The sequence below is a fragment of the Ralstonia sp. 1138 genome, from assembly GCF_040544795.1.
GTDB lineage: Bacteria > Pseudomonadota > Gammaproteobacteria > Burkholderiales > Burkholderiaceae > Ralstonia > Ralstonia flatus.
This window is the reverse complement of sequence record NZ_JBEPKQ010000002.1, coordinates 637,120-648,889: the sequence shown is the minus strand read 5'-3', so window position 1 is coordinate 648,889 and position 11,770 is coordinate 637,120. Positions and strand designations below refer to the sequence as shown.

The 11,770-nt window shown below is 66.1% G+C and carries 14 protein-coding genes; 10 read left to right on the top strand and 4 right to left on the bottom strand.

Annotated elements, in window-relative coordinates:
- Positions 1 to 14: 14 nt before the first annotated feature.
- The 3 genes from ABIC76_RS10715 (at position 15) to ABIC76_RS10705 (ending at position 3,330) form a co-directional block, all read left to right on the top strand.
- Positions 15 to 563 (top strand): type 1 glutamine amidotransferase domain-containing protein, encoded by a 549-nt coding sequence (locus ABIC76_RS10715; RefSeq protein WP_316888794.1) that lies wholly within the window; start codon positions 15 to 17, stop codon positions 561 to 563.
- Between the two features lie 100 nt (positions 564 to 663).
- On the top strand, positions 664 to 1,647 hold the full coding sequence (locus ABIC76_RS10710; protein WP_354533947.1) for an NAD(P)H-dependent flavin oxidoreductase: 984 nt from the start codon (positions 664 to 666) through the stop codon (positions 1,645 to 1,647).
- A 210-nt stretch (positions 1,648 to 1,857) separates the two neighbouring features.
- Positions 1,858 to 3,330, top strand: a complete 1,473-nt coding sequence (locus ABIC76_RS10705) for a DUF1254 domain-containing protein (protein ID WP_354533946.1) — start codon at positions 1,858 to 1,860, stop codon at positions 3,328 to 3,330.
- A 22-nt stretch (positions 3,331 to 3,352) separates the two neighbouring features.
- Here ABIC76_RS10705 and curA read toward each other — a convergent pair whose 3' ends face one another.
- A complete protein-coding gene (gene curA / locus ABIC76_RS10700) occupies positions 3,353 to 4,384 on the bottom strand; it encodes an NADPH-dependent curcumin/dihydrocurcumin reductase (RefSeq protein WP_354533945.1) in 1,032 nt (343 codons plus the stop codon).
- Positions 4,385 to 4,565: 181 nt separating this feature from the next.
- Here curA and ABIC76_RS10695 point away from each other — a divergent pair, with 181 nt between their 5' ends.
- A complete protein-coding gene (locus ABIC76_RS10695) occupies positions 4,566 to 5,150 on the top strand; it encodes a helix-turn-helix domain-containing protein (RefSeq protein ID WP_354534216.1) in 585 nt (194 codons plus the stop codon).
- On the top strand, positions 5,150 to 5,689 hold the full coding sequence (locus tag ABIC76_RS10690; RefSeq protein WP_102064334.1) for a GNAT family N-acetyltransferase: 540 nt from the start codon (positions 5,150 to 5,152) through the stop codon (positions 5,687 to 5,689). The genes ABIC76_RS10695 and ABIC76_RS10690 overlap by 1 nt, the downstream gene beginning before the upstream one ends.
- Here the strand turns inward: ABIC76_RS10690 and ABIC76_RS10685 are convergent.
- The 3 genes from ABIC76_RS10685 to ABIC76_RS10675 form a co-directional block, all read right to left on the bottom strand.
- Positions 5,686 to 6,543 (bottom strand): PhzF family phenazine biosynthesis protein, encoded by an 858-nt coding sequence (locus tag ABIC76_RS10685; RefSeq protein WP_102064333.1) that lies wholly within the window; start codon positions 6,541 to 6,543, stop codon positions 5,686 to 5,688. The genes ABIC76_RS10690 and ABIC76_RS10685 overlap by 4 nt on opposite strands.
- A 133-nt stretch (positions 6,544 to 6,676) precedes the next feature.
- Complete coding sequence (locus tag ABIC76_RS10680) at positions 6,677 to 7,105, bottom strand: acyl-CoA thioesterase (protein ID WP_354533944.1); 429 nt, start codon at positions 7,103 to 7,105, stop codon at positions 6,677 to 6,679.
- Between the two features lie 29 nt (positions 7,106 to 7,134).
- On the bottom strand, positions 7,135 to 7,989 hold the full coding sequence (locus ABIC76_RS10675) for a 3-hydroxybutyryl-CoA dehydrogenase (protein ID WP_009239280.1): 855 nt from the start codon (positions 7,987 to 7,989) through the stop codon (positions 7,135 to 7,137).
- Between the two features lie 175 nt (positions 7,990 to 8,164).
- On the opposite strand from ABIC76_RS10675, the gene ABIC76_RS10670 reads away from it, so the two are divergent.
- The 5 genes from ABIC76_RS10670 (at position 8,165) to ABIC76_RS10650 (ending at position 11,769) form a co-directional block, all read left to right on the top strand.
- Positions 8,165 to 9,097, top strand: coding sequence for a LysR family transcriptional regulator (locus ABIC76_RS10670; protein WP_354533943.1), 933 nt, complete (start codon positions 8,165 to 8,167; stop codon positions 9,095 to 9,097).
- Positions 9,098 to 9,338: 241 nt separating this feature from the next.
- Positions 9,339 to 10,022 carry a hydrolase gene (locus ABIC76_RS10665; protein WP_354533942.1) on the top strand — a complete coding sequence of 228 codons (684 nt, stop codon included), beginning with the start codon at positions 9,339 to 9,341 and terminating at the stop codon, positions 10,020 to 10,022.
- Between the two features lie 111 nt (positions 10,023 to 10,133).
- Positions 10,134 to 10,955 (top strand): alpha/beta fold hydrolase, encoded by an 822-nt coding sequence (locus ABIC76_RS10660; protein ID WP_354533941.1) that lies wholly within the window; start codon positions 10,134 to 10,136, stop codon positions 10,953 to 10,955.
- Positions 10,956 to 11,012: 57 nt separating this feature from the next.
- Positions 11,013 to 11,333: a XapX domain-containing protein gene (locus ABIC76_RS10655; RefSeq protein ID WP_354533940.1), complete on the top strand. Its 321-nt coding sequence runs from the start codon at positions 11,013 to 11,015 to the stop codon at positions 11,331 to 11,333.
- Between the two features lie 4 nt (positions 11,334 to 11,337).
- Positions 11,338 to 11,769, top strand: a complete 432-nt coding sequence (locus tag ABIC76_RS10650; protein ID WP_354533939.1) for a DoxX family protein — start codon at positions 11,338 to 11,340, stop codon at positions 11,767 to 11,769.
- Position 11,770 lies beyond the last annotated feature (1 nt).

Sequence of the window (11,770 nt, the reverse complement as noted above, 5' to 3'; positions counted from 1 at the left end):
ACAAGGAGTTCGCCATGACCCCATTGCATGACATGCGCATCGCCATCCTCGTCGACGACCTGTTCGAGCAGGCCGAACTGGCCAGCCCCAAGCAGGCGCTGGAAGGCGCCGGTGCCACCGTCAGCATCATTGCGCCGAAAGGCCCCAGCGTGACGGGCCTGCACCACGCCGACAAGGGCGATACGTTCAACGTGGACCTGACGCTTGATCAAGCCAAGGCAGACGACTTCGACGGCCTGGTGCTGCCCGGCGGAGTCTTCAACGCCGACGCACTGCGCGTCGTGCCGGCCGCGCAGGCCTTCGTGAAAGCGTTCGAGCGCGCGCAAAAGCCCATCGCCGTGATCTGCCACGGGCCGTGGCTGATGGTGTCTGCCGGACTGGTGCGAGGCCGCACGCTGACGAGCTGGCCGACGCTGCAGGACGACATCCGCAATGCCGGCGGCATGTGGGTCGACCGTGAGGTGGTGACTGACCGCAACTGGGTCAGCAGCCGCAAGCCCGATGACCTGCCCGCCTTCAACCGCACCTTCATCGAACTGCTGGCGCAGCACGCCCACGTCTGAGCGCGGTGCGGTGACCGCGCACGGCGGGGTGCGGGATCGTTCCTATAATCGAACGACATGCTCTGCCCTGTTGTGCCGGTTTGCCAAACCAGGAGACGCCATGCCCGCCGCCAAGCACCTGCCGCCCGCGCTGCAGCACCTGACGCTGCCCGTCATCGGTTCACCGATGTTCATCGTCAGCTATCCGGAACTGGTGTTGGCGCAATGCAAGGCCGGCATCGTGGGGGCATTCCCGGCGCTCAATGCGCGCCCGGCGGAGGTGCTGGACGACTGGCTCACGCAGATGGACGCGGACCTGGCGGCGTACCGCACCGCGCATCCGCAGGAGGTGGTGGGGCCGATCGCCGTCAATCAAATCGTGCACCACTCAAACGCGCGGCTGGAGCAGGACGTGGCCACGTGCGTCAAGCACAAGGTGCCGATCTTCATCACCTCGCTGCGCGCGCCGGTCAAGGAGATCCTCGATGCGGTGCACAGCTACGGCGGCATCGTGCTCCACGACGTGATCAATCTGCGCCATGCGGAAAAGGCCTTGGAAGCCGGCGTCGACGGCCTGATTCTGGTCGCCGCCGGCGCGGGCGGGCATGCCGGAACGCTCTCGCCCTTCGCACTCGTTGGCGAGGTGCGGCGCATCTTCGACGGGCCGATCGCGCTGTCGGGCGCAATCGCCACGGGCGATGCCATCCTCGCTGCGCAGGCCATGGGCGCCGACCTTGCCTATATCGGCACGCGCTTCATCGCCAGCCAGGAAGCTCACGCGGCGGAAAGCTACAAGCAAGCCATCGTGCGCGCGGCCGCGTCGGACATTGTTTATACCAACCTCTTTACCGGCGTGCACGGCAACTACATCCGCGAAAGCATCGAACTGGCGGGCCTGGACCCGGCTGCCCTGCCCGAGGCCGACAAATCGAAGATGAATTTTGGCGATGGCAGCTCGCGCGCCAAGGCCTGGAAAGACATCTGGGGCGCCGGCCAGGGTGTCGGGCAGATTGCCGATCTGCCGCCCGCCGCCGAAATCGTGGCGCGCATGAAAGCCGAGTACGACGCTGCAAAGTTGCGTCTCGCACTGCACCTGCGCCTGTGAAACGCGCCTGCGCCGAGCCATGCGTGCGTGCCTCGCTGCACTTCAATTGACTTGCGCTGGCGGCGCTTCTACATTCCAAAGATTCATGACACGACATGCGCGGGGCTGCGGGATCGGCCACCGCGCAACCGTATGCGCAAGCATCCTTGGGGGGATGACCGACAGGCGTCTGCTTTCCTGTTGCGCGCACCGACGACAAAGGAGAACAAGATGACGCACTGCCCTGCGCCCGCGCGCCCGCTGACCAAGCTGGCCGTGGCGCTGAGCGTGGTGGCCTCGGCGATCACCCTGGGCCTGACCGGTTGCTCTACCCAGAACACCGCGACCACGGCTCCCATCGAACAACGTCTGCCGCAGCCGAACGAGGCGCTCGTGCGCTCGGCCTACGTCTACGCGTTTCCGTTGATGATGACCGACGCGCTGGTGCAGACCACGTCCGCGCTCGCGCCCGCTGGCACGTTCATGCATCAGCGCACGCTGGAAGACGAAACCCTGCCGACCGGCGTGCGCGCCCGCGTAGACGTGCTCGCCAGTAGCGCCTTCGTCGATTTGCGTAATGGCCCGGTCGTCCTGAGCCTGCCCGACACGGGGCGCCGCCACATCTGGGTGGCGCTGCACGACGGGTGGAGCGATGTGTTCGAGTCACTCGGCAACCGCACCACGGGGTCGCGGGCCGCGCACTACGCCCTCACGCCGCCAGGCTGGGAAGGCACGCTGCCGGCCGGCGTGAAGCAGATCACCGCGCCGACCAACCTGGTGTGGGTCGTCGCGCGCACGCAAGTCGCCGGCGCGCGCGATGTGGCCGGCGCACGCCGGGTGCAGGACCGCTACCGCATCACCCCGCTGGACGCCTTCGGCAAAACGTCCCTGCGTGAGGCCGAAGCCGAAACCAAGGTGAACGCCGACAAGGCCACCGACCTCGACGTCAGCATGGAGGCCGCGCGCCGCCGCGTCACCGCATTGGATGCCAACAGCTACTTCACGCGCTTTGCCGAACTGCTGAAGGACAATCCGCCGCACGCGGCCGATTCGACGATGCTGCAATCGCTGCGCGATCTGGGCATCGTGCCCGGTGCGCCGTTCGACGCCAAGGTCGTGAGCGCCGCCAATCTGAAGGTCATGGATGGCGGCGTGGCGGCGGCGCGGGAGACCCTCTCGCTGGCCGTGAAGCAGCCGCCCATCACGCAAAACGGCTGGTTCATCCCGCGCATGATCGGTGCCTATGGGCTGGACTACGCGCAGCGCGCCATCGTCGCGTGGAACGGCGGCGGCACCGACCTGCCGCAGGACATGCTCGTCGCCACCGCCAAAACCGACACCAACGGCATGGCGCTGGACAGTACGCACCGCTATGTCCTGCACTTCGAGCGCAACCAGCTTCCGCCCGAGAACGCCGGCTGGGCCATCGCCGCGTTATCCGCCGGCGGGCAACCGCGCAGCGCTGCGGAGCGCCCGAGCCTGCGCAACATGCTGAGCGAGGCCGACCACCCGCGCCTGAACCGCGACGGCTCGCTCGACATCCTGATCCAGCGGGCGCCGCCCAAGGGCATGCGCAACAACTGGCTGCCGCCGCCCACCGGAGCGTTCCTGCTGCGCATGCAGCTGACGTGGCCGAAGGAGGCCGCGCTCGACGGCTCGTGGCTGCCGCCCACGTTACAGCGCCGCGACGCCGCAGCCCAATAACCAACCGACAACGCCCGGGCGATCACGCCTCGGCCACGCGCACCACGAGCTTGCCGAAGTTGCGTCCTTCGAGCAGGCCGAGGAACGCGGCCGGGGCGTTCTCCAGCCCGTCGACGCGGTCTTCGCGCACCTTCACCTTGCCGGCCGCCACCCACGCGGCCATGTCGCGCTGGAACGCGTCGTAGCGACTGGCGTAGTGGTCGAGGATGATGAAGCCCTGCATGCGCACGCGCTTCTGCAGCACGGTCGCGGTGACCTTGGGCAGACGGTCTGGCCCGGCGGCGGCCTCGTCGTTGTAGTGCGAAATGAAGCCGCACACCGGCACACGCGCGCCGATGTTCAGCAGCGGCAGCACCGCGTCGAACACCTCGCCACCCACGTTTTCGAAGTACACGTCGATGCCGTCGGGGCAGGCCTGGGCCAGGCGCTTCGCGAGGTCGGGTTGGCGGCGGTCCAGGCAAGCGTCAAAGCCGAGCGTGTCGACGGCGTAGCGGCATTTGTCTGCGCCGCCGGCAATGCCGACCACGCGCGCGCCCTTGAGCTTGGCAAGCTGTCCGACCACCGCACCGACCGCGCCCGTGGCCGCGGCCACCACCACGGTTTCGCCGGGCTTGGGCTCGCCAATGTCGAGCAGACCGACGTACGCCGTAAAGGCAGGCATGCCAAGCCCGCCCAGCGCCAGCGATGGCTCCGGCATATCGCCCAGCGCGGTCAACTCTTCACCGGCCGCAACGGCATAGTCCTGCCAGCCCGCCGCGCCGAGCACCACATCGCCCTCGCGAAACCGTGCGTCCCGCGATGCCACCACGCGGCTGACGGTACCGCCCACCATGGGCGCGCCCACCTCGACGGGCGGCGCGTAGCCGGGGCCGACCTCGTCCATCAGATTGCGCATGTAAGGGTCGAGCGACAGGTACAGCGTGCGCAGCAGCACCTGGCCGTCCTGCGGCGTGGGCACGGCAGTCTCTTCGATGCGGAAGTTGTCGAGCGAAGGCGTACCGCTGGGGCGGCTGGCAAGAACGATGCGGCGATTGACGGCTTCACGTTGCGGCATGGCAATCTCCTGTAGACCAATCGTCTAGAAAACGGCGAAAAAAATTTGCGTGGCTGGGCAATCTAGCAGCAATCGCAAGATTCAGCCGACGGTTGCGCAAGGCACTACCCTCAGCAAGGCCAATCATTCATCGCCTCATATTCCAGTTTACTAGATGCAAAATTCCATTAAACTGGAATGCATGGACATCCATCAACGTATCGCCCAGCGCCTGCGCGAACTGCGCGACGCCCAGGGGCTCTCGCTCGACGCGCTAGCCGAACGCAGCCAGGTCAGCCGATCGGCCATCTCCCTGATCGAGCGCGGCCGGAGCAGCCCGACCGCTGCGGTGCTCGATCGGCTCAGCTCCGCGCTGGGCGTGACGCTGGCCTCATTGTTCGAAGACGGTGCGGCGCCAGCCGCGGAGCCCTCACCCGTATCGCGCGCGGCGGAGCAGCCGGAGTGGACGGACCCCGCCTCCGGCTACGTGCGGCGCAACCTGTCGCCGGCAGCGCGTTCGCCGCTGCAGCTCGTGGAGGTGCACTTTCCGCCCGGCCAGCGCGTCGCCTACGACACCGGCGCGCGCGATGCCGAAATCCACCAGCAGGTGTGGATCATCGAAGGCACGATGGAAATGACCGTGGGCGACGCGCACTGGCGCCTCAACGCAGGCGATTGCCTGACCATGCGGCTGGACTGTCCGATCGTCTATCACAACCCCACGCGGCGGCCGGCCCGCTATCTCGTCGCACTCACAACCGTATCCGCTGCCCACTGGAGGCCCTGATGACCGACACCCTGACCATCCGCCGCGTGGGCGCCAACGAGGCAAGCGCGTGCGTCGATGCCTTGGCCGATGTGCTCGTCGATTGCGTGGAGGGTGGCGCGTCGGTCAGTTTCATGGCGCCGTTGTCGCTCGACAAGGCGCGGGCGTTCTGGCGCGGCGTGGCCGATGGCGTGGCGAGGGGCGAGCGTGCCTTGCTGATTGCCGAAGATGCGGCGGGCGCCATCCACGGCACCGTTCAGTTGGTACTCGCGCAGCCGGAAAACCAGCCGCACCGTGCTGACGTCGCCAAGATGCTCGTGCACCGCCGCGCGCGCCGTCAGGGCCTGGCGCAGCGATTGATGGCGGCCATCGAAGACGAGGCGCGCACCGAGGGCAAGACGGTGCTCGTGCTCGACACCGTGACGGGCGGCGACGCCGAGCGGCTGTACGCACGCGCCGGCTGGCAGCGCGTAGGCGTGGTGCCCAACTACGCGCTGATGCCGGACGGCGCGTTCTGCGGGACGACGTTCTTCTGCAAGCAGCTGGGCGCCGCCGATTAAATCGTCAACGTGCCGCGGCCGATTTCGATCACGCGGCCGCCGACGTGGATCGTGCCGTCGGCATCCACCCGCAGCGTGAGGTGGCAGGGTCGTCCCACTGCAGCGCCCTGCTCGATGCGGTAACTGGCCGGCAACGCATGGCCCGTCGCGCGCAGCCAGCCGCCGAGGTTGGCACACGCCGAGCCGGTGCCCGGGTCTTCGAGCATGCCGGTGCCGTATTCGAAGAAGAAGCGCGACACCACCGGATCATTGCTGCCGGGCTTCGGCATGGTGAAGACATACGCGTTGCGCCCATCATTGCGGCTGCGCGGCCACGCGTCGAACACCGACAGATCGGGGCGGGCGCGGTCGACGTCAGCGCGTGTCTTGACGGGCACCATCAACTGTTCGATACCGGCATCCACCCACAGCGGTGGACCTGCCAGCGCATCGGCATCCAAGCCCAGCATGCCGGCGATGGCCGGGTCCGCCTCCCGCGTACTCAGGGCACCGGAGCGCGGCGGCACCAGCGACCACCCGTCGTCCTGCGCCGTCAGCGACACGATGCCCGACGGGCAACGCAACGTCAGCTCATTGCCGGGGCCATACAGTTCGCGCACCACCTGCGCGGTACCCAGCGACGGGTGGCCAGCAAACGGCATCTCGTAATCGGGCGTGAAGATGCGGAAGCGCGCCGTGGCGCCATCGGCCTCGTCGGGAAAGATGAAGGTGATTTCGGACAGGTTGAACTGGCGTCCGATGGCCTGCATGGTGGCGTCATCCAGGCCGCGCCCGTCTTCAAACACGGCGAGCTGGTTGCCGCCAAAGGTGGATTCGGCAAAGACGTTGAGCAGGCGGAAGGCGTAGCGCGACATGGTGGCGTCCGAAGTGTTGGGGAAGAAAAAAGGCGGTGTGGCGATGCGTCATCTTCAACGCACCGCCACACCGTCTCCATGCACACTTGCAGACAGTTTGCGCGAATCCGGCCTGACAGTTGGCGGACAGCCGTTACAGCAGCCGGTAGTCGTCCGTACGGGGCGTGCGTTCCATCACGTCGAACAGCGCCGGTGGTGGCGCGGCAACTTTGCGCTCGGCAAGGTCAAACCACGCGCACATGCTGGTGATTTCGGCACACAGGTCGCCCGCTTCATTGCGGATGCGGTTGACCATGATGAAACGCGAACCGCGTTCGTTGCGGCCGGCGGTCTCCACACTCACGGTAAAGGCATCCATGAGGCGCAGTTCCTTGCGGTAGCTGACACGGTCTTCAAACACCACCGGCCCGAGCTTGTGCTGCGCGAAGGCCTTCGGGCCAAAGCCCTGCTCGGTCAGAAAACGAAAGCGGCTGTGCGACGCGTAGTCGATGTAGCGCGTGTTTTTGAGATGCTGGTTGCCGTCCAGGTCAGCCCACAGCACCTGATACGTATAGATCGACATGGACGGCTCCGATGCGGTGCGGGATTGGCTCACTTGCGATAGTCGTACACACCGCGGCCGGTCTTGCGGCCGAGGTAGCCGGCGGCCACCATTTCGCGCATCAGCATAGCCGGGCGGTATTTCGGATCGCCGAATTCGGTGTACAGCACTTCCATCACAGCCAGCATGGTGTCCAGGCCGATCATGTCGGCCAGCGCCAGCGGCCCGATCGGATGATTGCAGCCGAGCTTCATGCCTTCGTCGATCTCCTCCGGCGAAGCCAGACCCTCGCCCAGCACGCAGAACGCCTCGTTGATCATCGGGCACAGGATGCGGTTGACGACAAAGCCCGGGCTGTTCTTGACCGTAATCGGCGTCTTGCCGAGCTGCTTGGCCAGCGCTTCCACCGCCGCGTGCGTGGCATCGCTCGTCTGCAGGCCGCGGATGACTTCCACCAACGCCATCATCGGCACCGGGTTGAAGAAGTGCATGCCGATGAAGCGGCTGGCGTCTTGCAGCACGGCGGCCAGCTTGGTGATCGAGATGGACGACGTGTTCGACGCCACGATCGCGTGCGGCGCAGCGGCAGCTTCGAGCTGCTTGAGGATCTTCACCTTCAGGTCGAAGTTCTCCGTGGCGGCCTCGATGACGAGGTCGGCGCGCTTGAGGTCGTCGTACGACGTGGAGCCCTGAATGCGGGCGAGCGCTGCGGCCTTGTCGGCTTCGGTCAGCTTTTCCTTCTTGATGAGGCGGTCCAGGCTGCCGGCCACGGTGGCAATGCCTTTCTGCACGGCGGCATCGCTGATGTCCACCATCACCACATCCAGCCCGACCACGGCGCACGCTTGCGCAATGCCGTTGCCCATTGTTCCGGCACCGACGATGCCGACGACTTGAATTGCCATGAACTGCTCCTCGCTTGGTATTGGAATGGAAGATGAAATGCAACAGATTGCAGAGGATAAACGACGCGACGACGGGCAGAAAAGCCTCCCTGACGCTCCCGTCACATTTCACCGGTTCGCCGTATGATGGCCGGCGTCGCGCCCCCCTTTCACCTCAGGCGCCAGGACGCTGCAAATGGACCGTTTTCTCAGTATCGAAGCCTTCGTGCGCGTGGCAGAAACGCGCAGCTTTGCTGAAGCCGCCCGCCAGTTGGGCGTGACCAACTCGGTGGTCACCAACCGCGTGCAGCAGTTGGAGCGCTTTATCGAAGCGCCGCTGTTTCACCGCAGCACGCGGCATGTGCGCCTATCCGAAGTGGGCGAGACCTATTACAAGCAATGCGCCGAGGCCGTCTGCATGCTGACGGACCTCACCGACCAGATGCGCGGCCTGCGCGCCACGCCGGCCGGCAAGCTGCGCATCCGCATGCTGCCCGGCTACGCGCTCAGCCACTTTGCCGAGCCGCTGGCCCGGTTCGGGGCGCAGTACCCCGATATCCAGCTCGACGTGGTGGTGGACGACAGCGTGGTCGACCCGATTGCCGAAGGGTTCGACGTGGTGTTCCAGATCTTCCCGCCCATCAACGATTCGCTGATCGAGCGGCGCCTGTTCACGCTGCGGCGCATGTTCTGCGCCACGCCCGCGTACGTGGAAGAGTACGGCCTGCCGCAGCAGCCGGCCGACCTGCTGCAGCATTCGCTGGCGCTGTACTCGGGCTACCCGACACGCAAGCGCTGGGTGTTCTCGCGCAATGGCGAAACCCTCCCCGCGATGGACCTGCCCGAGCAGGTGCGCTCCAACTCCGTGCATCTGCTGCGCGACTACGCCCTGACCAGCGCCGGCATCGCCTGCCTGCCCACGCTCGTCATCAGCGACGACCTGGTCGCCGGGCGGCTCGTGCCGGTGCTGGCCGATTACGACCTGACACCGCTGCATTTCTCGGCCGTGTATCCGGCGACGCAGCGCCAGGCCGTCAAGGTGTGCGCGCTGATCGATTGCCTGGCCAGCCACCATGCCGGCGAGCTGGCTTGGGACAAGCCCCTCATCGAGCGCGGCTGGATCCGCTGACGTCGCTGACGGCCACGCGCGCCGAATCCCACGACCGGCGCGCGGGTCCAGGGTACCGACCGAATGTTTCGGAACGTCGCGGCGATTGTTCGGCAATCGCAAAAACTGCACTCGCCGATTGAGGCGTTGCACCTCGAACGCAACTTCCTATCATGGATGGGCCGTTGATCGCGCCGCGCCGATGCGGCGACAGGTCTGCAGCATCCCCCCTCGCATCTCCTATCGGAAATCGGATACGGCCATGAATCCCAAGCTGGAAGTCCTTACCCCGCAGAACTGTCAATTGATCTTCATCGACCACCAGCCGCAAATGGCCTTCGGCGTGCAGTCGATCGATCGCCAGGTCCTGAAGAACAACACCGTTGGCCTTGCCAAGGCCGCCAAAATCTTCAACATCCCCACCACCATTACGACTGTCGAATCGCAGAGCTTCTCGGGCTACACCTATCCGGAGCTGCTCGATGTGTTTCCGGATCAGCCGCTGCTCGAACGCACCTCGATGAACTCCTGGGACGACCAGAAGGTGCGCGATGTCCTGGCAAAGAACGGCCGCAAGAAGGTGGTCGTCTCGGGCCTGTGGACGGAGGTGTGCAATTGCACGTTCGCGCTGTCGGCCATGCACGACGCCGACTACGAGATCTACATGGTGGCCGACGCTTCCGGTGGTACGTCCAAGGACGCGCACGACTACGCCATGCAGCGCATGGTCCAGGCCGGCGTGGTGCCCGTGACGTGGCAACAGGTGCTGCTGGAATGGCAGCGTGACTGGGCCCACCGCGACACGTACGACGCCGTCATGAAGCTGGTGAAGGAGCACTCCGGCGCCTACGGCATGGGCGTGGACTACGCCTACACGATGGTGCACAAGGCGCCGCAACGCACCGCGACGCCGCACGAGGCGCTGGCTGCCGTGGCTGCCAACTGACCGCGCCGCCGACTATAAAAGAAGACGCTGTTCCGGCCGGGCGACGCATGTGCAACCGCATGCGTCGCCCCGTCGTCCATTCAACCAGCCACCCTCCTCTCTCTCATTCCCATGCAAACGATTACCACCCAAGACGGTACGCGCATCTTTTACAAGGACTGGGGCAGCGGCAAGCCCGTCGTCTTCTCGCACGGCTGGCCGCTCAATGCCGACGCGTGGGACGCGCAGATGCTGTTCCTCGTGCAGAAGGGTTTTCGCGTCATCGCGCATGACCGGCGCGGTCATGGCCGTTCCGACCAGCCGTCGCAGGGCAACGACATGGACACCTACGCCGACGACCTGGCAGCGCTGCTCGATGCGCTCGACATCCAGGGCGCCACGCTGGTCGGCCATTCCACCGGCGGCGGCGAAGTCGCGCACTACATCGGCCGCCACGGCACCAAGCGCGTCGCCCGCGCCGTGCTGATCGGCGCAGTGCCGCCCATCATGCTGAAGACGGCGGCCAACCCGAACGGCTTGCCGATGGACGTGTTCGATGGCATCCGCAAGGGTGTGGCCGACAACCGCTCGCAGTTCTACCGCGATCTCGCCACGCCGTTCTTCGGTTTCAACCGGCCGGGCGCGAAGGTTTCGCAGGGCACCATCGACGCCTTCTGGGCGCAGGGCATGACCGGCGGCATTCACGGCCAGTACCTGTGCATCAAGGAATTCTCGGAGGTCGACTACACCGAAGACCTGAAGAAGATCGACGTGCCGGTGCTGTTCCTGCATGGCGACGACGACCAGATCGTGCCGATCGACAATTCGGCCAGGCTGGGCGTGGAGCTGGTGAAGAACGGGACGCTCAAGGTCTACCCCGGCGGCTCGCACGGCATGTGCGTGACCGAGGCAGACAAGGTCAACGCGGACCTGCTGGCCTTCCTCAGCACCTGATCGGCACGGGCGGCGCCGTTTGCGCGCGCCGCCCCTTGGCATCCTGGAGCCCTCCTCGTGAAGCCCTACCTCATCTCCATTGGCGTCGGCATGCTGGTTGGCGTCATCTATGCATTGCTGCACGTCCGCTCACCGGCGCCACCGGCGATCGCGCTGGTCGGGTTGCTCGGCATGCTGATCGGCGAACAGATCGTGCCGGCCGCGCAGCGCCTGCTGGCCGGCGAGCCGATCACCATGGCGTGGTTCCGGCACGAATGCGTGCCGAAGATCACCGGCGCACCGCCTCAAGTGCCGAGCCAAGCGCCGCCCCAGGCGTCACCCACGGACCTGGCTGCCACCGGCGAATCCGGCAGCGCCACGCCGCGCAATCCGAGCTGATGCCATGACACGCCTGTCGCTCGAACCCTCGCACGCTGCCGCGCCCGCCGGCACCGCGGCGAATGTTGCCCTGCATGCCGGCCTGCTGTTCCTGCGCGTCACCGGCAGCGCCCTGCTGATCGCCGTGCATGGGCTGCCCAAGGTGCTGCACTACAGCCAGGAACTGACGCGCATTGAAGACCCATTCCACCTGGGCGCCGCACCCACGCTGCTGCTCGCCATCCTGTCGGAAACGGTTTGCCCGCTGCTGATTGCGCTTGGCGTGCTCACGCGCCTGGCCTGCCTGCCCATCATCGCCACGTTGCTCGTGGCCATGCTCGTGGTGCATCCGGACTGGTCGCTTGCCGATGGACAGTTCGGATGGATGCTGCTGATCATCTTCACGACGGTCCTGATCGCCGGACCGGGACGCTTTTCGATCTTCCCAAAATACTGAC

Coding starts and splice junctions, on each gene's coding strand:
- ABIC76_RS10695 (WP_354534216.1), top strand. CDS start 4,566: ATGGACATCCATCAACGTATCGCCCAGCGCCTGCGCGAACTGCGCGAC.
- ABIC76_RS10715 (WP_316888794.1), top strand. CDS start 15: ATGACCCCATTGCATGACATGCGCATCGCCATCCTCGTCGACGACCTG.
- curA (WP_354533945.1), bottom strand. CDS start 4,384: ATGCCGCAACGTGAAGCCGTCAATCGCCGCATCGTTCTTGCCAGCCGC.
- ABIC76_RS10685 (WP_102064333.1), bottom strand. CDS start 6,543: ATGTCGCGCTACGCCTTCCGCCTGCTCAACGTCTTTGCCGAATCCACC.
- ABIC76_RS10680 (WP_354533944.1), bottom strand. CDS start 7,105: ATGTCGATCTATACGTATCAGGTGCTGTGGGCTGACCTGGACGGCAAC.
- ABIC76_RS10710 (WP_354533947.1), top strand. CDS start 664: ATGCCCGCCGCCAAGCACCTGCCGCCCGCGCTGCAGCACCTGACGCTG.
- ABIC76_RS10670 (WP_354533943.1), top strand. CDS start 8,165: ATGGACCGTTTTCTCAGTATCGAAGCCTTCGTGCGCGTGGCAGAAACG.
- ABIC76_RS10705 (WP_354533946.1), top strand. CDS start 1,858: ATGACGCACTGCCCTGCGCCCGCGCGCCCGCTGACCAAGCTGGCCGTG.
- ABIC76_RS10675 (WP_009239280.1), bottom strand. CDS start 7,989: ATGGCAATTCAAGTCGTCGGCATCGTCGGTGCCGGAACAATGGGCAAC.
- ABIC76_RS10690 (WP_102064334.1), top strand. CDS start 5,150: ATGACCGACACCCTGACCATCCGCCGCGTGGGCGCCAACGAGGCAAGC.
- ABIC76_RS10650 (WP_354533939.1), top strand. CDS start 11,338: ATGACACGCCTGTCGCTCGAACCCTCGCACGCTGCCGCGCCCGCCGGC.
- ABIC76_RS10660 (WP_354533941.1), top strand. CDS start 10,134: ATGCAAACGATTACCACCCAAGACGGTACGCGCATCTTTTACAAGGAC.
- ABIC76_RS10665 (WP_354533942.1), top strand. CDS start 9,339: ATGAATCCCAAGCTGGAAGTCCTTACCCCGCAGAACTGTCAATTGATC.